This is a genomic window from Methylophilaceae bacterium (genome assembly GCA_018398995.1).
Classification (GTDB): Bacteria; Pseudomonadota; Gammaproteobacteria; order Burkholderiales; family Methylophilaceae.
The window spans coordinates 1,372,885-1,396,258 of sequence record CP073759.1; the positions used below are offsets into that span (position 1 = coordinate 1,372,885).

A 23,374-nucleotide genomic window follows, 5' to 3' on the forward strand; every position below is an offset into this window, starting at 1 on the left:
TTTATCGCGTAAAATATGCCTATGAATATATATGCGATTGCAAAACCAATCTTATTCCAATTAGATGCCGAATATGTACATGATGTTACCCTCAAAAGCTTAAAGCTAGCACAACAATTAGGGCTCTTAAAAGTAATCAAACAGCCGATTTGTCAGCCTAGACAAGTAATGGGGCTCACTTTTGCTAATCCTGTCGGTTTGGCAGCAGGGTTGGACAAGAATGGCGCAGTAATTGATGGAATGGCCGCCTTAGGCTTTGGCTTTATTGAAGTTGGTACTGTAACGCCGAGGCCACAACCAGGAAACGATAAACCACGTTTATTTCGAGTCAAATCGGCAGAGGGTATTATTAATCGTTTTGGTTTTAATAATGTAGGGGTCGATCAATTAGTAGAGAATGTCAAGTCTGCCAAATATCGCGGCATTCTTGGAATTAATATTGGTAAAAATTTTGACACCCCCAATGAAAAAGCGGTTGATGATTACTTGATTTGTATGCAAAAAGTCTATGCACATGCGCGTTATATTGCAGTGAATATTTCTTCTCCGAATACAAAAAACTTACGTGATTTACAAGCAAAAGAAGCGCTATCTCATTTGCTTGCTACACTCAAACAGGAACAGGTCAAGTTAACACAGCTACACGGTCAATATGTGCCAATTGCGTTAAAAATTGCACCAGACTTAACACAATTGCAAGTGGTTGAAATTGCAGATTTATTAATGCAGCATCAAATAGATGCAGTCATCGCAACCAATACTACGTTATCTAGAGACGCAGTCCAAGGTCTACCGCACGCGGAGGAAAGCGGTGGCCTTTCAGGCGTTCCAGTGCGACATCAATCGACAATTGTTATTCAGCAGCTATCTAAGCAGTTACAGGGAGCATTACCAATTATTGGTGTAGGCGGTATTTCTTCTGGGGCGGATGCCGTTGAGAAAATAGCGGCTGGTGCTAGTTTAGTGCAGATTTATAGTGGGTTGATTTATAAAGGGCCTGCATTAATAACTGCTGTTTGTAAAACCTTAGGTTAATGCGCATGGCGCAAATTATTTTATATTCCTATAGGCGCTGCCCATATGCCATGCGCGCTAGAATGGCGCTTCAGTATGCTGGTATCGTTGTTGAAATTCGTGAAATATCGCTACGTAATAAACCTCAAGAGATGATCGCTTTTTCACCCAAAGCGACCGTGCCTGTGTTGGTTTTGCCTGATAAAACAGTCATAGATGAAAGCCTAGAGATTATGTTTTGGGCCTTAAATCAGCAAGATACTGATGGCTGGCTGGATGTTAATTTAGCAGAAGCAAAAGACTTAATAAAAACCAATGATGGATGGTTTAAAAACGCTTTAGATGCCTATAAATATGCAGATCGATATCCAGAAAAAACAATAGCCGAGCATCGCGCAGCCGGAGAAGTTTTTCTTGAGCAGTTAGAAAGACGACTTGAGCAACATCACCGATTATGTGGTCAGCGGCTCACTGTCGCAGATATTGCTATTTTTCCATTTATTAGACAATTCAAAGGCGTGGATAGCGATTGGTTCGATAACGCGCCCTATGTTAACGTCAACCAGTGGCTAACCTCGCTTATTCAATCAGATTTGTTCGACAGCATCATGAAAAAACACCCAACTTATCTTGCATAAATTGGGTGTTTGATTTGGGCTCGCTAAGCACAATCAGATTTACTCAGTTTCAGTGGCCAAGTCTTTCTGATCGCTGGATTTGTTTGATGGAAACGACAATTTAACTTCTTCATTTTCATCAATATCAACGTGTACTGTACCGCCGTTCACAAGTCGACCAAACAGTAATTCATCTGCTAAGGCTTTGCGAATTGTATCTTGAATTAAGCGAGACATTGGACGCGCGCCCATCAAAGGATCAAACCCTTTTTTACCTAAATGCAGCTTCAGCTCGTCACTAAATGTGGCTTCTACTTTTTTCTCATGCAATTGATCTTCTAATTGCATGAGGAACTTATCAACCACACGAACAATGATTTCTTGTGAAAGTGGCGCAAATGAAACGATAGCATCTAAACGATTGCGAAACTCTGGTGAGAATAAGCGTTTAAGATCGGCTGCTTCGTCGCCAACCTCTTTTGCGTTAGTAAAGCCAATGCTGGCTTTTGATAGACTTTCCGCACCTGCGTTAGTTGTCATGATAATAGTGACGTTTCTAAAATCGGCTTTACGCCCATTATTATCGGTGAGGGTGCCATGATCCATTACTTGAAGCAAAATATTAAAAATATCTGGGTGTGCTTTTTCTATCTCATCCAAAATCAACACAGAATACGGTTTTTTTGTAATAGCCTCAGTGAGCAAGCCGCCCTGCTCAAAACCAACATAGCCTGGCGGCGCGCCAATAAGACGAGAGACCGCATGACGCTCCATGTATTCACTCATATCAAAACGAATAAGTTCGATACCCATGATGTAAGCAAGCTGTTTAGCCACTTCCGTTTTGCCAACACCTGTTGGACCACTAAACAAGAAGCTACCGACGGGTTTATTGCCTTGACCAATACCGCTGCGGGCCATTTTTACGGCAGAAGTTAATGTCTCAATCGCCTTGTTTTGTCCAAACACCACTGCTTTTAAGTCGCGTTCTAATGTTTTTAACGTGCTTCTATCGTCATTTGATATGTTTTTGGGTGGTATGCGCGCAACTTTTGCCACAATATCTTCGATTTCTTTATTGCCAATAATTTTTTTGCGCTTTGGCTTGGGTAAAATACGTTGTGCTGCACCAGCCTCGTCGATGATGTCGATGGCTTTATCGGGTAGAAAACGATCATTAATATATTTAGCCGATAATTCAACAGCCGTTGTCAGTGCGCTTGCACTGTATTTGACATTGTGATGCTCTTCGAATTTAGATTTTAGTCCCTTCAGTATTGCAATTGCTTCATCAATGCTCGGTTCAACTACATCTACTTTTTGGAAGCGCCTAGAGAGTGCATGGTCTTTTTCAAAAATACCGCGGTATTCTTGATAAGTTGTCGCACCAATGCATTTTAATTTTCCACTGGATAGGGCTGGTTTTAGTAAATTGCTGGCATCGAGTGTGCCGCCACTTGCAGCGCCAGCGCCAATTAAAGTATGAATTTCGTCAATGAATAAGATAGAGCCTTCTTCTTGCTCTAGTTGTTTCATGACAGCCTTTAAACGTTGCTCGAAATCGCCACGGTATTTAGTGCCAGCCAGTAGAGCTCCCATATCTAAAGAATACACGGTGGCATTTTCTAGTACTTCCGGGATATCATTTTCAACAATACGATGCGCCAGTCCTTCTGCAATTGCAGTTTTACCTACTCCGGCTTCTCCTACTAAAAGCGGATTGTTTTTACGGCGACGGCAGAGCGTCTGAATGACACGTTCAATTTCACCTTCGCGACCAACTAATGGATCAATTCTGCCAGACATCACCTCTTGGTTCAAATTGAGTGTGTAGTTTTCCAATGCAGTGTTTGGTGTAGATTCGCTCTCCGCTGCATTTTCTGCACCTTCCGTACTGCTTGCATTCTCACCGGGCATTTTTGCTACGCCATGAGAAATAAAATTAACTACATCTAGTCTGGTAATACCTTGCTGATGTAAAAAGAATACGGCATGAGAATCTTTCTCGCCATAAATAGCAACAAGCACGTTTGCCCCTGTTACTTCTTTTTTTCCTGATGATTGTACATGGAGCATTGCACGTTGAATCACGCGTTGGAATCCCAATGTTGGTTGCGTATCAACTTCATCTTCACCCGTAACAATCGGTGTGTGTTCCGCAATATGTTGATTGAGCTCAGCACGCAATACTTCAAACTTAGCACCGCAAGCACGCAATACATTAGCCGCTGTTGGATTGTCTATCATTGCCAACAATAAATGTTCTACTGTGATCAGTTCATGGCGATTTTGCCTAGCATCCATAAATGCCATGTGTAGGCTAACTTCTAGTTCTTGTGCAATCATGTATATCCTCTTTTTCTGCTGTTACGCTGGCTCTATTACGCACTGTAATGGGTGCTGAGATTCTTGTGCACTTTTTAGTACTTGGTTCATTTTTGTTTCTGCAATATCTTTTGGATACACGCCGCAAACACCTACTCCCTTTGTATGTACTTGGAGCATAATATCTGTTGCTTGTTCCCGCGATTTGTTAAAAAAGCGTTGAATTGTTTCTACGACAAACTCCATAGGAGTGTAATCGTCATTTTGCAATAAAACTTTAAACATGTTTGGCAGTTTTGTTTCAATCTTGCTTGGTTCTATTGCGATATCACCAGTGGGTTGCTTTGTAGCCATGCGCTTCTTTTAATAATACTTTAATGTCTATTTTGAGCTAAATCAAAGAAAATTCAAGCCTAATATCAATAGGGGTTTAAAAAAAGACAATATTAAGGGAATATTTTGACGCTTTTGACAACTCTATCCTGTGTTTGCACAATTTCTAAAATATGATCGCCAATTTTGAAGCTAGTGCTTGCTTCAGGTATGTCTTGAAAGTGTTCAAGCACTAAGCCGTTCAGGGTGCGCGGCCCATCTAAAGGTAACGATAGCATTAATTTTTTATTGAGTTCACGTAATGAGCTACTGCCATCTACCAGCCATCCGCCGTCTTCTTCTTGATGGAAACTGCCAATACGACTTGGCGATTGGGTTGTAAAATCACCAATAACTTCTTCTAGAATATCTTCTAAGGTAATCAATCCTTTCAACTCACCATACTCATCAACTACTAGCGCTATACGCTCCTTATTTTCTTGGAACTGCTGAATTTGTGTATACAGCGGGGTGCCGGAAGGAATGAAATAAGGCGCAGAAATGGCCGAGCGTAGCGACTCTTTAGATAATTCATCCTCTTCTTTTTTATGATGTAAGCGGAGCTGATTAAGCACCTTACGGATATGTAATATACCAAAAATCTCATCATTATCACCCTCACGAACAGGCAGTCGCGTGTGATGACTATTGCTGATGCGAGCCAATATTTCATCTAATGAAGCATCAAAGTTGATTGTTTCAACTTGCGTATGCGCTGTCATGATATCGTCAACTTCAATTTTTTCTAGCTCAAATAGATTGAGTAAAATGGTTCGATGTTTGTTCGGTAAAAATTTCCCAGCATCCGTTACAATGCTGCGCAGCTCATCCATGCTGAGTGATTTAACACCGTCGCCAAAATTAATTTTTATGCCAAGTAATTTAAGCCAGGCTTTGACAAACAGATTGACAAACCACACCACTGGATACAACACACGTAGCAGTGGGTATAGAATATAGCTGACATAAATACCCACTTTTTCTGCATAGGCAGCAGCAATGATTTTTGGGGATATTTCACTAAAGATAAGAATGGCGAACGTGACTGTAATGGTGCTATACATCAATGCCCATCTGCCTTCACCAAATAAGTTGACAGTAATGATGGTGACTAAAGTTGCTAATGCAGTATTAACAAAGTTATTGCACAGCAAAATAACACCGAGCAGCTTGTCTGTCTGCAACAACAGCGCATGGGTTAATTTTGCACCTCGATGTCCTTGTTTGACTAAGTGACGTAATCGATAGCGATTGATTGACATCAACGCGGTTTCAGACATTGAGAAAAATGCCGATAGCAACAGCAGTAGAATTAATCCACCGAACTGCCAAGAAATAGGAATGTTGTCCAAGCGCTAGTTAAGTTTATTGTGTAATGGTTTAGTTTACCCTTAAAAAGGGTGGTTGTTAATGCTTATTGATGCTAACACAAGCTAAACGATAGCCTCTTCATCTTCATGCTCATTTTTCTTATTACCAACTTCTCCAATTAAGTTGGCACGACTCACTCCCAATAAGAGCGCAACTGGGCAGGCAACCAAGACAGAGGAATAAATGCCAAATAAAATACCAATTGTTAATGCGAGTGAAAAGTAATGCAATACCTCGCCACCAAAGAGTAGCATTGACCCAACCATGGTCAGTGTTAAGGTATGCGTAATGACTGTTCGAGAAAGTGTCCTTGTAATGGCGTTGTCAATCACTTCGATTGTGTTTGCTTTTCGCATTTTGCGGAAGTTTTCACGGACGCGGTCAAAAACCACAACAGACTCATTCACCGAATAGCCTAAGACTGCCAAGATTGCCGCTAACACAGTAAGGCTAAATTCCCATTGGAAAAAAGCAAAGAAGCCTAAAATAATCACCACATCATGCATATTGGCAATAATGGCAGAAATAGCAAAGCGCCATTCAAAACGCATCGCAAGATAGCCAGCAATACCAATAAGCACAATCAACAAAGCTAATGCACCATTTTCAAATAGCTCGTCACCTACTTGGGCACCTACAGACTCAACACGGCGTATTTCTACTTCGCTATCTGCCGTTTTTAGTGCTGCTGTTACTTCTTCAGATAATTGCGCAATCGAAAGATTTTTTTTAATTGGTAGCCTAATTAGCACGTCTTGGCTCGTACCAAAATTTTGTACGGTTGCATCTTTTAAATCAATCGCATCAATTGCTTGGCGAATGCTGTCAATATCTGCTGCATGTGGGTAGCTGACTTCCATTACGGTACCGCCAGTAAAATCAACCCCATAATTTAAGCCGCGACTAGCTAAAAAGAAGACGGCTAAAATAAAAGTCACCAAAGAGATGGTTGTTGTTAAACGACCATAACTCATAAACGGGATGTCTTTTTTGATTCTAAAAAATTCCATAGTTATTGACTCATTCAATTCTGACAGTTAATCGGCTTTATAAATTTGACCAATAGAAAGTTTATCGATTTTACGACGGTATCCATAAACTAAGTTCACAATCCCGCGTGAAATGGTCACGGCGCTAAACATTGAAGTAAGGATACCAAGCACATGCACAACGGCAAAGCCTTTGATTGGACCAGTGCCAAACATAAATAAGGCAGCGCCAGCAATGAGGGTGGTAATATTCGAGTCCATAATAGTGCCGAAGGCTTTCTCATAGCCAATTCGAATACTCGCTTGTGGCGTGTTACCGTCACGCAACTCTTCGCGAATACGCTCATTAATCAATACATTGGCATCAATAGCCATGCCGAGAGCTAAAGCAATCGCAGCTAAACCAGGAAGTGTCAGGGTTGCTTGTAGCATAGAGAGCAAGGCAACTAATAACAATAAATTAATCGCTAACGCTGTGACTGATACAACACCAAACAGCATGTAATAAAGCATCATCATGACAGCAATCGCTGCAAAGCCCCACAAGGTAGAGTTAACACCACTTTTAATGTTTTCTTCACCCATGCTTGGACCAACAGTACGCTCTTCGATGATTTCCATCGGCGCTGCCAAAGCACCAGCACGCATGAGCAGGGCCAAATCATTCGCCTCCTGCAAATTGGACATGCCTGTAATGACAAACTGAGATGAAAGCTCGGCTTGAATGGTTGGTGCGGTTAAGACTTCTTTTTTACCTTTTTCGACCAAGATAACAGCCATTCTGCGGTTGATGCCTTCACGCGTTGTTAACTTCATCGACCCAGCACCTTTAGAGTCTAAACTAACAGCGATCTCAGCACCTGCACCTTGTTGACTTGGTTTAGGGCTAGCAGATACTAAATTCTCTCCAGAAAATACCATGCTTTTAGAAACCAGTAGTGGCTCCTGGATTCTGGAATAAAGGAGCTCGCTACCTGCTGGTATGATGCCTTTAAGTGCATCCTCTATTTTTTTAGGATCAAAATCTCTCGCATCACTACGCGTGCCGTGCGCAGTAACCATGCGTACTTCAAGTGCTGCGGTGCGACCTAATATTTCTTTTGCTTTTGCCGTATCTTGCACACCAGGTAATTGGACTACAATGCGGTCAAAACCTTGCTGTTGCACAATTGGCTCTGCTACGCCGAGTTCGTTAATACGGTTATGTAAAGTGAGTAAGTTTTGTTTTAGCGCAAATTCTTGAATTTGTTTTTTTGCTTGCTCACTTGGGATTGCTTTTAGTTTTAGATCTGCGCCACTACCGCTGGTGCTATAAGTCATATCTGGATAGGTAGTCGCTAGTAATCTACGGGCCTTTTCTCTTTCTGCTTCGTTTTCAAAGCTTACTTCTACTTCGAGATTTTCACGCGATACGCCAGTATAGTTTACCTTTTCAGTACGCAGTGCCGAACGAAAATCGCCAACCGTACTTTCTACAGACTTTGTTAATGCTGCTTGCATATCAACTTGCAATAAAAAATGTACCCCGCCACGCAAATCCAAACCCAGATACATTGGTTTTGCACCTAGCGCTAGCAGCCAATCGGGTGTTTGGGATAATAAATTTAATGCAATCGTATAGTCTTTACCTAAGTTTTCAATCAGCCTATCTTTGGCTTTTAGTTGTTCCTCAGGGTTGTTGAATCGTACTTTAACGCCAGAAGCATCGAGATAAATGCCATCAAAAGGAATGCCTGCTAGTTCTAGTGCTGCCTCAACTTTACCTAGCAGTGCTTGATCTGCCTTAAGCGTGGCTCTTGCAGGACTGATTTGTACCGCTGGCGATTCACCAAATAAATTAGGAATCGTATATACCAACCCAATGATGATAGATGCAGCGATTAAAATATATTTCCACGTAGGATAGCGGTTCATGTTGAGGCTCGCTTCATGCTTTTAAAATGAAAAATAGTGTATGTTAATATTTATACGGATTTTAATGTGCCAGGTGGCAATAATGTTTGCACAGCATGTCTTTGCACATTAATAATCGTGTTGGTCGCGATTTCAATCGCAATAAAGTGATCACTGACTTTAGTCACTTTGCCAATAACGCCACCAGTTGTTGCTACTTCATCACCTACTTTTAATGCGCTAATCATGGCTTTATGCTGTTTGGCTTGTTTCATTTGTGGGCGAATCAACATAAAGTAAAATAAAACAAAAATAATTAACATTGGTGCCAGGCTAAATAAGTCGCTACTTGGAGCAGCTGCTGCTGCATACGCGTTAGAAATGAACATGTTAGATTCCTAAAAAATGAAATGGGTAACTAAAATTAAGGCAGGATTTTAACACAGACTTATCAGGCTGGGCATGCTGTGTGAAGGGTTTGCTTATGAAGCAGTTAAATCAACAAGATATTGTGAAATTTTCCCAATATTAAAAAGGGTATTTATGCGGCTTGCTCTTGTTTGATGATAGGGAATACGTTATTGATTGGCATTGCATGATAGTGGGTATGTAGTGACTGTTTTTTAGACAAGCAATCCTTAGCGCAGCTGACACACGCGCCACATTGGGTCCCAATGCCCAGCTGGCGGTTGAGTGCTTTAACTGTGGTTGCGCCAGCATCAATCGCTATGCTAACTTCATGTTCAGTCACCGCGTTACATATACAAACGTACAATTGACAACTCCATAAACAGGAACGATATTGAGAATTATTATCGTTTATAAGTTTGTTGTCAAGACAATTTTGCAATAGCATTGTTATTTGCTAACAAAGAAAAAAGCCGCTGGCGCGGCTTGATTCATTCATACTACATGCGAAACCTAAAGCCAATCAATCATCAGATTCAATTTGTGATTGTAGGTAGTTAGGTAAGGTGACATCATTAATCAGTGTCTGTTGAGTTTCTAGCCAGTCTATTGCCTCTTCCGATGCCGCTAGCAATTCTTCGAATAATTCACGAGTAACGAAATCTTGCATTTCCTCGCACAAGGCAATTGCCTCAACTAAAGCTGGGCGATGAATATCTCGCTCTAAAGTTAAGTCGCCAACTAGACATTCGACCACATTCTCACCAATAAGCAATTTCCCTAATAGTTGTAAATTAGGTAAGCCCTCCAAAAACAAAATGCGCTCAATGACTTTATCTGCTTCTTTCATGGTGCGAATTGATTGCTTGTATTGGTAATCGTTAAGCTTTTCTAATCCCCAGCTACGAAACATACGCGCATGCAAAAAATACTGATTAATTGCAGTGAGCTCGTTTTTTAAAACTGTGTTTAAAGTAGCAAGTATTTTTTTATCAACTTTCATTTAGACTCCTTGTTTGGCTTGCATTTGACTTTGCTGATAGTTTTCTAAACCAACTAGTTTGATCAATTTAAGTTGTTTTTCTAGCCAATATGCATGATCCATTTCCGTATCATCCAATTGCGACACTAACATCTCGCGTGTTACAAAATCTTCTGCTTTTTCACAGGCTTCAATCGCTTTTTTTAGATGCTTTACTACGCTATATTCCAACGCTAAATCGTTTTCAAGCATTTCTTGAACGGTTTTACCAATATTCAACGGCTCGCGCTTCGCGATATTGGGCGTGCCTTCTAGAAACAAAATACGTTGAATAATCAATTTTGCATGCAGGTGTTCATGTTCTGATTCATGTAACATGTGTGCGGCTAGCTGTGGTAAACCCAGATCAGAAACCATTTCGCCATGGATTAAATATTGATCGCTCGCTGACAACTCGCCAGTAAGCAGGTGATTTAAAACATCAATTATTTTTTTATCGCCCTTCATTAAAACTCTCCTTTTCCAATAACTGACTATGCTACGTAAACTTGATAAAAAAGGCAATCAAAATTTATCGTTAGTTATTGATTTTAAATGGAATTTTAATGATAACGCCAATAGCAATCATTCCTAGTTAGCTTGTGATTTGTGCGCGTTTTTTGATAAAGTCAGCTTTAAAGGCATCAAATTGATTGGCTTCAATTGCATCACGCATGCTTTGCATGAGCACTTGATAATAATGTAAGTTATGAATGGTATTTAAACGGGCGCCTAATATTTCGCCTACTTTGTGTAAATGATGTAGGTAAGCGCGTGTAAAGTGTTGGCAGGTGTAGCATGTACAATCAGCGTCTAATGGCTGCATATCCATTTTATAAGTAGCATTTTTGATTTTAACATCGCCATATTGGGTAAATAGCCAACCATTACGCGCATTTCGTGTTGGCATCACACAATCAAACATATCAATACCTTGACTCACTGCATTGACAAGATCTTCAGGGGTACCAACACCCATTAAATAGCGCGGTTTGTTAACTGGCATTTTAGGTGCAGTGTGGGCAAGAATACGTTTCATATCTTCTTTGGGTTCACCAACCGACAAGCCGCCGATAGCAAAGCCATCAAAGTCAATCGCGGTCAAGCCGTTCAGTGAGATGTCACGTAAATCTTCATACATGCCTCCTTGAATAATGCCAAATAAAGCATTGTCATTACCTTGATGTGCATCTTTACTCCGTTGTGCCCAACGCAATGATAATTGCATGGAGTCTTCAGCCTCTTTATGCGTAGCTGGATAAGGCGTACATTCATCAAAAATCATCACAATATCAGCATTTAATACTTGCTGAATACGCATTGATTCCTCTGGTGTTAAAAAACAAGTGTCGCCGTTAATGGGGCTTTGAAATTTCACACCTTCTTCGCTAATTTTACGCATGGCCCCTAAACTAAATACTTGAAAGCCGCCAGAGTCTGTCAAAATGGGTTTGTCCCAGCCCATAAACTGATGTAAGCCACCGTGTGCTGCAATCACATCTAAACCAGGACGCAGCCATAAATGAAAGGTGTTGCCAAGGACAATATGTGCATTAATGTCATCCAGTTCTAATGGCGACATGGCTTTAACGGTGCCATAAGTGCCAACTGGCATAAAGGCGGGAGTTTCCACATTACCGTGTTTAAGGTGCACAGTACCGCGACGGGCCTGACCATCCGTGTGGTGTAAGCTGAATTTCATAAAAGGGTAAGTTTAAAACAGATTGATTTGGCAAGATATTAACACAAGCTTAATCATGCTAAGCAGATAATGCTAAGGTGTTTTTTAAGAGGGGGTTAATTGAGCGATTTGATTGGCTCTGGCTCGATATGATCAGCTGCTAACACTCTATTGCGACCAGCATGTTTGGCAGCATACAGCGCTGCATCTGCACGCGGGATGATTTCTTCTGGTGTTTCTCCCGCTATACGTTGCGCCACACCAGCACTAAAGGTAATTACCACCCGTTCATCGCTATGCATAAAAAATGCTTTAGTGAGCTTGCGCTGCACGCGTTCAATCACTTTTACTGCATCATCTTGTATCGTATTTGGTAGGATGATAATAAATTCTTCACCGCCGTATCTAGCAAGCACATCAGTCGTTCGTTTAACATCTTTAATGACGTTGGCAAAGTAGGTGAGGGCTTCATCACCAGTGCTATGGCCGAGTGAATCATTCAGTTTTTTGAAGTGGTCAATATCAATCATCGCAATACAAAGAGCAGTGTTATGGCGATCGGCACGACTAAACTCACGCTCCAATGCTTGCTCCATGCCACGGCGATTAAGTGTACCAGTTAAATAATCTTCATTAGCCACTTCATTAATATACGCAAGCACTGAGGTGAGTTCTTGGATTTTTAGTTCTGCTTGCGTGACTTTTGCTTTGCTGTCATTGAATTCTTCTCGTGTCCGCTGTACCGTCAAACCGATCATGCGGGTGTCTTCAAGAACATTGTTTAGTACATTATTTAATTCATCAATACTACTGACATCACTTAATTTATTTTGATGGCTTTCAATTTTGTGATGATACTCATCAGTCGATTCAGTCATATCGACCAGTCTTGAAATGAATGTTTCAGCCATTTTCTTGATTAAATCCTGCGCATCGTTGATGGCTGGTTTTAAGTTGGATTGTTTGTGTATTAACGCTTTTAAACTGGCGACCGCATTATCTAAGCTTTTGATATCGATAGGCTTGCTTAATACATCGCTAACAATTGCCAATTGTGATTGAAGCCATGTGTCCTCAATCGTGAGACCTGACATGCTTGTTGCCAAGAGTTTGAGTAAATCAATGAGTGTTTGATAAATACTCTGTTGATTTTCTCGCTCAGTTTCTATTGTGAATAAAATATTTTTTAATGACGCCAGACTTTTATTTGATAATGGTTGTGTATCCTCGCTCCGTAATTCTCTCAGCAACGCTTGCGCATTTTGATGCGCGCTAGGAACCTCACTAACTAGCGGTATTAATACTAGGTTGACTGTCCTCATTAGCATGTCCCTTAGTTGAGTGGCAGTGTTGTTTTCTGCCGACGTCGTCAGATTGGTGGCTGGCGATGTCATTTGACCAGGGTATGTAGGATGGGTGGTATCCCTTATTTGAACGTCTATCGTGGTGGTTTCATTACCCCAGGAGCTGATTAAGGCTTGGATTTTTTCAGATAATACAGCAGGGTCTTTTGCAAAGCTTGTTAATACACGGTTAAGCCCCTCTTTTTTACGGGTTAATGTTGTGCCTTTATGGCTGACTTCCAATTGTCGCAGCAGTGCGCGAATCAATAGCGCCCAATTAGTCTGCATGGTTGGATTAGGGCTGCTTTGGCCAAGCAGTAGTTGTAATTCGCTTTCAAAAACACCCCAGTCTTGATTTTCAATAGCGCCTAATATTTTTTTTCTTGTGCAATAAAAGTGGCAGTTTTTTTGTTTGTATTTGCCAAAACCAGCATTAATGCTTGGCTGACAATTGCAGTCGTGTCGGTTGTTTTGCCAATGATTTTATTGTAGGTAGCCTCATAGTTTTTGGGTGTTGGGGGCAAGCTTTCCTTGGCTAGCTGAACAAGTGTGCGTCTAGCAATTTCAGTGGGACTATATTGTTGTTCCATCAATTCGTTATTCCATCATTCATATGACGAACCAATAGCATACGGAAACCCCAGCTATTTTTATTGAACGATTAAAGGCGAATAACACTTTCTATTTGTATCATTAGATAATGAAGGGATGAAAGTGCTGTAAATACAACTTAATAATTGGTCTGCTTTTGTTATACTAAAGCTAATACGTTCTGGTAACTGGATAATATGGCAAAACAACCAACAAACTTAACAAGACGAGAAGAAGATCATATAGACAATCCAAGCTTGCGAGTGAGAGGTATTTATCTACTGCCCAATTTGTTTACTTCTGCCGCTTTATTTTCTGGTTTTTTCGCCATTGTTAGTGCAATGAATGCTAACTATGAACAAGCGGCAATAGCCATTTTTGTTGCAATGGTATTAGATGGGTTGGATGGCCGCGTTGCACGTTTAACTAACACGCAAAGTGCATTTGGTGCCGAATATGATAGCCTATCGGATATGGTCTCTTTTGGCGTGGCGCCTGCGCTCATTATGTATGTATGGGCGCTGAAACCATTAGGTAAAATAGGCTGGATTGCTGCCTTTATTTACTGCGCCTGCGCAGCATTAAGACTAGCAAGGTTCAATACAAAATTAGACGATCCGTTTCAAGATAAGCGTTTTTTTCAAGGCTTGCCTAGTCCAGCCGCAGCAGCATTGTTAGCAGGGTTTGTATGGGTGTCTTATGAATATGGTATTTCTGGTAAAGAAATATTTTTTGGCGCGATTAAAATTAAGTGGCTGGCTTGGGGTTTGACCGTTTTTGCTGCGGGTTCTATGGTGAGTGACTTGGCTTTTTACAGTGGCAAAGACATTAACTTGAAAAAAAGTGTACCATTTGTTGCCGTTTTAGCCATTATGTTGGCTTTTGTATTGGTTTCATACAGTCCGCCTGAAGTATTATTTACGGTTGTTTTTGTTTATGCATTGTCAGGCTATTATTTGTGGTTCAAATCGCTGAAAACCAAAGCACTCAAATAGTCGTTTAACTTGTTGAAAAAATTGAAAAAGTGATTATAATAAAATCATGATAGTTGATTTCACAGTTCGATTCTTTACTTCATTATTAGGTTTGTTATGCGCAAACCTAGCACTACTGCTGCGCGTCAGCGCACATTAATTTTACCTCCCCGATAGCCTCAACTTGCTCGCGCATATCACATGCCACGAGTAAAACCATTTATAATCTAGTGCATTGATTTAGGAATACAACATGAAACAAGACCAAGTTATTATCTTTGATACCACCTTGCGTGATGGCGAGCAAAGTCCTGGCGCAGCCATGACTAAAGAAGAAAAAATTCGGATTGCGCGCCAATTAGAAAAATTAGGTGTGAATGTGATTGAGGCAGGTTTTGCTGCAGCAAGTCCAGGCGACTTCGACTCTATCCATGCCATTGCCGGTTTAATCACCAAATCTACCGTTTGTTCACTTGCACGCGCGAGTGAGAATGATGTGCGCCGTGCAGGGGAAGCGATCACACCAGCCATGCAACATGCAGAAAAAAATGGGCGTATCCATACGTTTATTGCTACCAGCAAAATTCACATGGAAAACAAATTGCGGATGACGGAAGATCAAGTAGTCGAACGTGCAGTGCAAGCGGTGAAATGGGCGTTGGAATATACGCATGATGTTGAGTTCTCTGCAGAAGATGCTGTGCGCTCAGAGGAAGATTTTTTAGTCCGAGTTTTTGATGCGGTGATTGCGGCTGGTGCTACCACGATTAACGTGCCTGATACGGTTGGTTATAGTATTCCAGAACCATGGGGCGAGCGTATGGCAAGCTTAATCAAAAGGGTTAAAAATGCAGATAAAGTGGTGTGGAGTACGCATTGTCATAATGACTTAGGCATGGCTGTCGCCAACTCGTTATCAGCTGTTGCCAATGGTGCGCGTCAAGTGGAATGTACCATCAACGGTTTAGGCGAGCGTGCGGGTAATGCGAGTTTAGAGGAAGTGGTAATGGCAATCAAAACCCGCCGTGATTACTTTAATGTAGATACGCGTATTGATACGACGCAAATTGTGCCAGCTTCAAAATTAGTGTCTACTATCACGGGTTATCCAGTACAGCCAAATAAAGCAATTGTGGGTGCCAATGCCTTTGCACATGAAAGCGGTATTCATCAGGATGGTGTATTAAAACATCGTGAAACCTATGAAATTATGCGCGCTGAAGATGTGGGCTGGAATACCAATAAGTTAACTTTGGGTAAATTGTCTGGACGCAATGCATTTAGAACGCGCCTAAAAGAGCTAGGTGTTGAGTTAAGTAGCGAAGATGCCTTGAATGCTGCGTTTGCACGTTTTAAAGCATTGGCTGATAAAAAGTCTGAAATCTTTGATGAAGATTTACATGCTTTGGTTAGCGATGAGTTTGATAGCGAAACCAGTGAGCATTTCAAATTGGTTTATTTACATGTCGCTTCGCAAACAGGTGAAACGCCTCATGCGGAGATTGCTTTATCAGCAGATGGCATTGAAAAACGTGATGAAGCCGATGGTGGCGGTCCGGTGGATGCGACCTTTAAAGCAATTGAAAAAATGATTAATAGTGGCGCGGAGTTGCAACTCTATTCAGTGAACAATATTACCAGTGGAACAGATGCACAAGGTGAAGTGACTGTGCGTCTATCAAAAGGTGGCCGAATTGTGAATGGGCAAGGTGCAGATACCGATATTGTGATTGCATCGGCTAAGGCTTATTTGAATGGCTTGAATAAGTTATACACCAAGTCCGAAAAGCTCAATCCGCAAGTTTAACGCTGTGTAAAATCGGGCTAATTTGGTGTTGGACGTTATTGCCGTATTAATCGCGCTGTCAGCGTCAGTGCGCTTTTTTTTGCTCAATTGAATAAAAAATATAAAGAATAATGACTCATTGTGCTTGTATACTTTTGAGCCTCTAAATGCCGACTAAAAACCAAACAATCCTGATTGTCGCAGCCCTGTTTTGCACCCACTTCATTTGGGGCTCCACTTATTTAGCGATACGTTTTGGTCTTGAAAGTTTCCCCCCTTTTTTAATGGCAGGTGGGCGTGTTTTAGTGGCTGGCGTGATTCTGTACACCGTCTTACGTTTTTTAGGCAGTAAAAATCCAACATGGACAGAGTGGAAAGGTGCAGCGATTGTCGGATTATTACTCCCTGCGTTGGGTAATGGAACGGTTTGCTATGTGCAGCAAACCGTCAGCTCTAGCGTGGCGGCGTTAGCCATAGCAACGACACCAATTTGGATGGCGATTTTTGCTGGCGCCTGGGGGCATCATATTACACGTCAGGAATGGCTGGGTATTTTTCTTGGTGTTTTTGGCATTGGCTTGCTCAATATCGGGGGAAGTTTGCATGGCGATTATATCAGTGCTTTATTATTGATTTTTGCGGCCGCCAGTTGGTCGCTAGGCTCAATCTGGAGTAAACACATGGTAATGCCAACAGGCTTGATGAGCGCAGCTTGCCAGATGATTTCAGGTGGTTTATTTCTTATGATAGCAAGCACTTACTTCAATGAGTCATGGCCTAGTGAAGTATCAGTGAAATCTTGGGGTGCAATGCTATATTTGATTGTACTTTCTTCACTGATTGCCTATAGTGCATTCCAATATTTATTGAAAACGGTGCGCCCAATGGTCGCTAGTAGTAATACGTTTGTGAATCCGATTGTGGCATTCGCGGTTGGTATTTGGTTTGCCAATGAACAGATTAAGCAGAATGAGTATATTGCCTTGGCGGTTATTTTAATCGGCGTGGCTTTGATTTTAACGTCAAAGAATATAGACGAGATTAAATAGTAGATAGAAAGTATAAAAACGAATATGACACAACATTTAGCTTTATTTGATTTAGATAATACTTTGCTGGCTGGTGACAGTGATTATAACTGGAGTTTGTTCCTGATTAATAAAGGCTTGTTGGATGCGAAAACGCATCACGATAGAAATGAGCAGTTTTATCAAGATTATAAAAATGGTTGTTTAGATATTTTTGCGTTCTTAAAATTTCAATTGCAACCATTATCGCAACATCCCAAGACATTCTTAGATGAATTGCATATTCAATATATGCAAACAGTGATTCGTCCAATGATGACGGAAAAAGCCCAAGCTTTGGTCAATCAACATAAGGCGAATGGTGATTTATGTATGGTGATTACAGCAACCAATAGTTTTGTGACCCGGCCCATTGCCACTGCTTTTGGCATTGAGTATTTAATTGGTACAGATCCTGAAATGGTCAATGGACAGTTTACGGGTAATGTCAGTGGCGAGCCAAGTTTCCAGCAAGGGAAAGTGACCCGATTACATGCATGGCTTGCAGAGCGTGGGCAAACATTAGCAGATTTTGCTGTAAGCTATTTTTATAGTGATTCACACAATGATTTACCATTGATGAAACTAGTGACGAACCCAGTGGCTGTTGATGCTGATCCGCAACTAACCGAATATGCAAAAAATCATGATTGGCCGTTAATGAGCTTGCGTTAGTAAGGTTGTTTGTAATATTGCTGATTTTAATATTGACGGTGCAGGAGTAATTCTAAAACCACTCTTGAGCCGATATAAGATAACACCAGCAATCCAAAGCCAACCAGTGTCCAGCGGATAGCTTTTAAGCCACGCCAACCATGGCGATAACGGCCATATAAAAGCCCTGCATAAATAAACCACGATGCAATAGAAAAGATAACCTTATGGCTAAACGCTAATGGTTTGCCAAAAATCTGTTCTGAGAAAATCATACCGCTGCCAACGGTTAATGTGAGTAAGATAAAGCCTAATGTAATGACTTTAAACAATAAACTTTCCATCACCATCAGTGGTGGGAAGCTTGGCAATTGGATGAAAGTGGCCTTGTTGTGTAAGCTGCGCTCAGCAATCGCCATAATTAAGGCATGCATGGCAGCAAAGGTAAACAAACTATAGGCCAATATGGCAATAGCGACATGCGCCATAAACCAAGAAGCTTCGTTGTAAGGCGCAATATAATCATGAATGGATAGTGCTGAAAGTAGAACAAACAAAGCGGCAGGTGGCAAAACAAAGCACTGTAAAATATCAATCTTATGCTTCAAGTTGGCCAACCAATAAATAAGTGCGGTCAGCCACAGAATGGCAGAAATTGCGTAAAATAGTCCAAAATTGAAATTACCCACGGCAAATATATCGGTATACAACAATCCCGCATGAAGCACTAAACCTAATGCAATCATGGCTGAATGTAATTTTAGCGATTGTGCTTGTTCATTAGAAGCGTTGCTTAACTTGGCAATTCGCCAAAAATCAAAGGCGACCGCAAGATAAATAAACGCAACAACTAAATAAGGGATTAAATGTAACATCATGCAATTATGTCAAAACTCGCGTCAATCGCATAGCATGATGTAAAATTAGCCCAAATTAATTCAATGGTTCATATTCAAACGAGCCGATTAGGACAGTGAACAAATGTTAGACAATTTAACAGGACGCTTGCAGGGCGTTATTAAAAATCTACGTGGGCAAGCACGGTTAACAGAAGACAATATAGCCGATGCGATGCGTGAGGTGCGCATGGCTTTACTAGAGGCAGATGTGGCGTTGCCAGTGGTTAAAGACTTTATTGCAAAAGTAAAAGAACGCGCTAATGGCCGAGCGGTGTTACAAAGTTTAAGCCCAGGACAGGCGGTTATTGAAGTTGTTAACGAAGAACTAACGGCGTTGATGGGTAAGGCAAATGTCGCACTTAATCTGGCCGCTGTTCCGCCGGTAGTGATTTTAATGGCGGGGTTGCAAGGCTCAGGTAAAACAACCACTTGCGCCAAGTTAGCTAAATTGCTTAAAGCGGATAAGAAAAAAGTGTTGCTTGCTAGTGCAGATGTTTACCGTCCAGCCGCAATTACCCAATTGCAAACGCTGGCGAATCAATTAGAGGTTGATTGTTTTGACAGTCATATTGAGCAAAAACCTGCCGAAATTGCCGAGAAAACAATAGCGTATGCCAAAGTCAATTACTATGATGTGGTGATTTTCGATACTGCGGGTCGATTGGGTATTGATGAAGCCATGATGGCTGAAATTAAAGCCTTACACGCACAACTGAAACCAGCAGAAACCTTATTTGTAGTTGATGCCATGCAAGGTCAAGATGCTGTGAATACCGCCAAAGCTTTTGGTGAAGCATTGCCACTTACTGGGGTAGTCCTCACTAAACTAGATGGTGATGCGCGTGGCGGCGCAGCGCTATCTGTACGCCACGTGACTGGTCAGCCAATTAAATTTATAGGTGTTAGTGAGAAGGTTGATGGTTTAGAGCCATTTCACCCCGATCGCATGGCAGGCCGCATTTTAGGCATGGGCGATGTGCTGGGTTTGATTGAACAAGCGCATAAAAATGTCGATATGGATGAAGCGAAAAAAGTCGCTGATAAAATCAAATCAGGTAGTAAATTTGATTTAGAGGACTTTAAAGCGCAGATGGTACAAATGCGTAAAATGGGCGGTATGAGTGCGCTGATGGATAAAATGCCATCACAAGTAGCTGAAATGGCGTCAAAAGTCAGCAGCGATGAGGCAGAGAAATCTTTACGCCGCATAGAAGGCATTATTAATAGTATGACGCCTTTAGAGCGGCGTAAACCTGAGTTGATTAAAGCCACGCGTAAAAAGCGCATTGCTGCCGGTAGTGGTGTACAAGTGCAGGAAGTGAATCGTCTGCTTAAACAGTTTGAAGAGACGCAGAAAATGATGAAAATGTTTAGTAAAGGCGGTATTGCTAAGCTGATGCGCGGCATGGGCGGCCTAATGGGTGGAAAACTGCCAGGGATGCGATAATTGCTCTCAATAGACCAATATGAATAATATTTTTTTCAGAAAATCAAAGATTAATGGCTAAACGATCTTGACCTGATGGCGTGTTTGCATCATAATCGCGGTCTTGCATTTTTGGGCAACAACCCAAAATCGTTAGTAAAAATGGGGAGTTAGCTCAGCTGGTAGAGCAGCGGACTTTTAATCCGTTTGTCACGCGTTCGATCCGCGTACTCCCTACCAAATTTAGTATTAAAACAATAGGTTACAAGAAATTGTAACCTATTTTTTTGTCCGTAATTTCAATACACAACAACTGCACACCGTCTTGTCGGGATTCACAGCTTTCAACTTGCGCGTCAAATATTCGACTTTCAATATTTAGATTGGTCTATGATCATTCTACTGAATTGGTATTAAAAATACTCAATCATCGCACAACCAAAGATATGTCTCGTTATAGCGTAGAGCATAGCTATTGCTATCCAGGCAGTTTTGATCTTGGCAATAAAAGCGTTATCTAGCATTGTCACTATTCATCATTCTGTTTAAGAAGGGACTTAACATAAACAGAATTACACCAGCCGATATGCTGATGGTGGCAAGAAAAGGATACAAAGAGAAGTCCGTATTTCTTAGAATGGATTCAAGTGTGCCAGACATGTAGCCCGCAACAGCACTAGAAAGAAGCCAAACTCCCATTAACAATGCACTTAATTTGGCGGGTGCCACTCTTGATACCATAGCTAAGCCTATCGGTGAGAGCATTAATTCCCCAAGTGTGTGTATTGCATAAACCATCAAAAGCCACTCAGGTCCTACGCGCCCCAACGTATCCGATAGGTTTTGAGCATGAGACATGACCACAAATCCAAGGCCAAGAACAATCATTCCAAGGGATTGTTTACCGACATCACTTAATGCGTATTTACTGTTATCTAACGTGGTCCATATGATTGAAAACAGAGGTGCCAACAAAATAATCAAAGCAGGGTTTATGGCTTGAAATGATGATGCTGGAATTAAAAAACCAAATAATTCCCGATCTGTATTTTTATCTGCAAATAGGGTCATGGTGCCGCCAGCTTGCTCAAACCCTGTCCAAAAGATAATCACAAAAAGCATGACAATTAAGATAGCAATCACTCTAGACCAATCTGATTTGCTCATTGTGTCGTTTGATTCAGGATTATTCGAAGAGAGTGTTGGAGGAGAATTTGATTTTGAATTAAGCAAATAAACTAAGACGCCGCCAAGTAACGATAACTCAAGGATCACCTTTTGGGTTTTAGAGAGTAAATCCAACCATGGACTAAAAAACGCGAAGCCGTAAATGACTGCGCAAACAAAAGCGACTGAAGCACCCACCCATGCCAAAATTAATTTGGTATCAGAAAAATCAACTGGATTTTGATGCGCCTTTAATCCTGCGCGGCCAAGCTTATCCTGTCCCATCAGAAGTTGAATAGCGCCAACTGTCATGCCTACACCTGCGCATGCAAAACCATAATGCCAACCGACTTTCTCACCCAAGGTGCCAGCAACTAAAGGAGCCAAAAAGGCGCCCAAATTAATGCCCATATAAAAGATAGAATAACCAGCAGATCTTTTACCCTCTTCCCCAGGACCGTAAAGATCACCGACCAGTGATGATGAATTTGGCTTAAAAAATCCATTACCCACAATCAGCAAACCTAAGGCCACATATAGCAATGACTCAAAAGCCATACAAAAATGTCCGAGCACCATTAAAAAAGCGCCAATTAACATGGCTCTTCTTTTGCCTAAATACTTATCAGCAATTGCCCCGCCGTAAATTGGGGTAAGGTAAACAAGGCCTGTATAAATCCCATATAATGCAAGCGCATTATCTCTTGTATAAGAAAGTGAGTTAATCAGATATAAAACAAGAAGTGAGCGCATGCCGTAGTAACTAAAGCGCTCCCACATTTCTGCAAAAAATATGACTTTTAGCCCTGATGGTTGACGAGAATTATTCTTAAACTTATTCGTTAATTGATCCGATAGACTGCCTATATTGTTTACTGAGTTATGATCAAACATGATTGCTAGCCTATATTTTCATAGGCAAACTTTAAATCATTTGCTTTAAAATTGATAGATTGTCCAATCCCCAATCAAGAAACTCAACTCGTTTCTGTGAAGCTATTGCCCGAAACAACATTCATTTTAGATGGAGCTACTTTTTACAAAAGACCGCGCAGTAGCCGCTAACAGGTCAGATTTAAAACCAACTATCCTTGGGTGTATTTCACCACTGGAACTGAGAGTTTAGGCGTGTTAGCACCAGCGGTATATCGCGCAAAAATGGAAAACTTTAATTTAGAGCTGTCTCATTAATGGGGAAGTAGACATCACATTCTTTGGTTTACTATGCCATTCATGGCTCAGCAAATTATTGATGTGCAAACATTGAAGATATTAACTTCTATATGGCATTCTCGTACCAAACGCCATGCAATATCGGTGATCAGAAACTTAAAGGAACGCCAACTTCGCCCACATAAAACACGATGAGTTTTGCAGTTGTTGTTCCTTGATTGATACCAAAGTGCCACTTGTCAACCAGCTCGACAATGGTATCTCCAGCTTTAAGAATCAATTGTTTGCCATCTTCAGCATTAACGGTTAGCTCCCCTTCAAGCATCATGCCCGCATTAATGACTGGATGTTTATGCATTGGCAATTTTGTCCCTGGTGCTATTTCATATTGCAAAATAGTGATTTCCGGATTGTTTAGTGGGTAAGGCGGTAGCAGGCTACCGTCCCACTGTTTAGTGGCTTTAAGTATCTGAGTCACTTTGATTCCAGTTTCTACTGGATGTGCATCGGCTGATTGCGCTAATGTCGGTATTAAGAAGCTAATCCATAGCATTGACAATAGATGCTTCATTTTCAACTCCAATTCATAAGTAAATATTAAGG

20 protein-coding genes, 1 tRNA gene and 1 pseudogene are annotated in these 23,374 nt (G+C 41.2%); 8 read left to right on the plus strand and 14 right to left on the minus strand.

From position 1 onward, the window contains the following. The first annotated feature begins 21 nt into the window (after window positions 1-21). Complete coding sequence (locus tag KFB94_07105) at window positions 22-1,035, plus strand: quinone-dependent dihydroorotate dehydrogenase (GenBank protein ID QVL46609.1); 1,014 nt, start codon at window positions 22-24, stop codon at window positions 1,033-1,035. Window positions 1,036-1,040: 5 nt separating this feature from the next. Further along, window positions 1,041-1,652 (plus strand): glutathione S-transferase, encoded by a 612-nt coding sequence (locus KFB94_07110; protein QVL45055.1) that lies wholly within the window; start codon window positions 1,041-1,043, stop codon window positions 1,650-1,652. 39 nt (window positions 1,653-1,691) lie between these two features. On the opposite strand, the gene clpA is transcribed toward KFB94_07110, so the two are convergent. The 11 genes and pseudogenes from clpA to KFB94_07165 all read right to left on the minus strand — a co-directional run bounded on the left by clpA (window position 1,692) and on the right by KFB94_07165 (window position 13,624). Further along, window positions 1,692-3,977: an ATP-dependent Clp protease ATP-binding subunit ClpA gene (gene clpA / locus KFB94_07115; protein QVL45056.1), complete on the minus strand. Its 2,286-nt coding sequence runs from the start codon at window positions 3,975-3,977 to the stop codon at window positions 1,692-1,694. Between the two features lie 21 nt (window positions 3,978-3,998). Beyond that, entirely contained in the window at window positions 3,999-4,310 is a 312-nt protein-coding gene (gene clpS, locus KFB94_07120) for an ATP-dependent Clp protease adapter ClpS (protein ID QVL45057.1), read from the minus strand. Window positions 4,311-4,402: 92 nt separating this feature from the next. Continuing rightward, the gene (locus KFB94_07125; GenBank protein QVL45058.1) at window positions 4,403-5,680 is read right to left on the minus strand and encodes an HlyC/CorC family transporter; all 1,278 of its coding nucleotides are present in this window, start codon (window positions 5,678-5,680) and stop codon (window positions 4,403-4,405) included. A gap of 81 nt (window positions 5,681-5,761) precedes the next feature. Beyond that, on the minus strand, window positions 5,762-6,709 hold the full coding sequence (gene secF / locus KFB94_07130) for a protein translocase subunit SecF (protein ID QVL45059.1): 948 nt from the start codon (window positions 6,707-6,709) through the stop codon (window positions 5,762-5,764). A 27-nt stretch (window positions 6,710-6,736) separates the two neighbouring features. Beyond that, window positions 6,737-8,602 carry a protein translocase subunit SecD gene (gene secD, locus KFB94_07135; GenBank protein QVL45060.1) on the minus strand — a complete coding sequence of 622 codons (1,866 nt, stop codon included), beginning with the start codon at window positions 8,600-8,602 and terminating at the stop codon, window positions 6,737-6,739. Between the two features lie 50 nt (window positions 8,603-8,652). Continuing rightward, the gene (gene yajC, locus KFB94_07140) at window positions 8,653-8,970 is read right to left on the minus strand and encodes a preprotein translocase subunit YajC (GenBank protein QVL45061.1); all 318 of its coding nucleotides are present in this window, start codon (window positions 8,968-8,970) and stop codon (window positions 8,653-8,655) included. 152 nt (window positions 8,971-9,122) lie between these two features. Continuing rightward, a complete protein-coding gene (locus tag KFB94_07145) occupies window positions 9,123-9,356 on the minus strand; it encodes a (2Fe-2S)-binding protein (protein QVL45062.1) in 234 nt (77 codons plus the stop codon). 156 nt (window positions 9,357-9,512) lie between these two features. After that, window positions 9,513-9,992 (minus strand): bacterioferritin, encoded by a 480-nt coding sequence (bfr, locus tag KFB94_07150; GenBank protein QVL45063.1) that lies wholly within the window; start codon window positions 9,990-9,992, stop codon window positions 9,513-9,515. Then, window positions 9,993-10,478 (minus strand): bacterioferritin, encoded by a 486-nt coding sequence (gene bfr, locus KFB94_07155; GenBank protein QVL45064.1) that lies wholly within the window; start codon window positions 10,476-10,478, stop codon window positions 9,993-9,995. It lies immediately after the preceding gene. A gap of 127 nt (window positions 10,479-10,605) precedes the next feature. Continuing rightward, on the minus strand, window positions 10,606-11,712 hold the full coding sequence (gene tgt, locus KFB94_07160) for a tRNA guanosine(34) transglycosylase Tgt (protein ID QVL45065.1): 1,107 nt from the start codon (window positions 11,710-11,712) through the stop codon (window positions 10,606-10,608). 95 nt (window positions 11,713-11,807) lie between these two features. After that, window positions 11,808-13,624: pseudogene (locus tag KFB94_07165) on the minus strand (diguanylate cyclase). A 198-nt stretch (window positions 13,625-13,822) separates the two neighbouring features. On the opposite strand from KFB94_07165, the gene pssA reads away from it, so the two are divergent. The 4 genes from pssA to KFB94_07185 all read left to right on the plus strand — a co-directional run bounded on the left by pssA (window position 13,823) and on the right by KFB94_07185 (window position 18,127). Next, a complete protein-coding gene (pssA, locus tag KFB94_07170) occupies window positions 13,823-14,620 on the plus strand; it encodes a CDP-diacylglycerol--serine O-phosphatidyltransferase (protein QVL45066.1) in 798 nt (265 codons plus the stop codon). A gap of 232 nt (window positions 14,621-14,852) precedes the next feature. Further along, on the plus strand, window positions 14,853-16,406 hold the full coding sequence (locus KFB94_07175; GenBank protein QVL45067.1) for a 2-isopropylmalate synthase: 1,554 nt from the start codon (window positions 14,853-14,855) through the stop codon (window positions 16,404-16,406). Between the two features lie 146 nt (window positions 16,407-16,552). Then, window positions 16,553-17,434: a drug/metabolite exporter YedA gene (gene yedA, locus KFB94_07180; protein ID QVL45068.1), complete on the plus strand. Its 882-nt coding sequence runs from the start codon at window positions 16,553-16,555 to the stop codon at window positions 17,432-17,434. A 24-nt stretch (window positions 17,435-17,458) separates the two neighbouring features. Continuing rightward, the gene (locus KFB94_07185) at window positions 17,459-18,127 is read left to right on the plus strand and encodes an HAD family hydrolase (protein QVL45069.1); all 669 of its coding nucleotides are present in this window, start codon (window positions 17,459-17,461) and stop codon (window positions 18,125-18,127) included. A 26-nt stretch (window positions 18,128-18,153) separates the two neighbouring features. On the opposite strand, the gene ccsA is transcribed toward KFB94_07185, so the two are convergent. Continuing rightward, window positions 18,154-18,981 (minus strand): cytochrome c biogenesis protein CcsA, encoded by an 828-nt coding sequence (gene ccsA, locus KFB94_07190; GenBank protein ID QVL46610.1) that lies wholly within the window; start codon window positions 18,979-18,981, stop codon window positions 18,154-18,156. A 106-nt stretch (window positions 18,982-19,087) separates the two neighbouring features. Here ccsA and ffh point away from each other — a divergent pair, with 106 nt between their 5' ends. Together ffh and KFB94_07200 are read left to right on the plus strand one after the other, a co-directional pair. Continuing rightward, entirely contained in the window at window positions 19,088-20,452 is a 1,365-nt protein-coding gene (gene ffh / locus KFB94_07195) for a signal recognition particle protein (GenBank protein ID QVL45070.1), read from the plus strand. Window positions 20,453-20,595: 143 nt separating this feature from the next. Then, window positions 20,596-20,671: transfer RNA gene (locus KFB94_07200), tRNA-Lys, on the plus strand. Between the two features lie 273 nt (window positions 20,672-20,944). Here KFB94_07200 and KFB94_07205 read toward each other — a convergent pair. After that, window positions 20,945-22,492 carry a peptide MFS transporter gene (locus tag KFB94_07205; protein QVL45071.1) on the minus strand — a complete coding sequence of 516 codons (1,548 nt, stop codon included), beginning with the start codon at window positions 22,490-22,492 and terminating at the stop codon, window positions 20,945-20,947. Window positions 22,493-22,919: 427 nt separating this feature from the next. Then, entirely contained in the window at window positions 22,920-23,342 is a 423-nt protein-coding gene (locus tag KFB94_07210; GenBank protein QVL45072.1) for a cupin domain-containing protein, read from the minus strand. Window positions 23,343-23,374 lie beyond the last annotated feature (32 nt).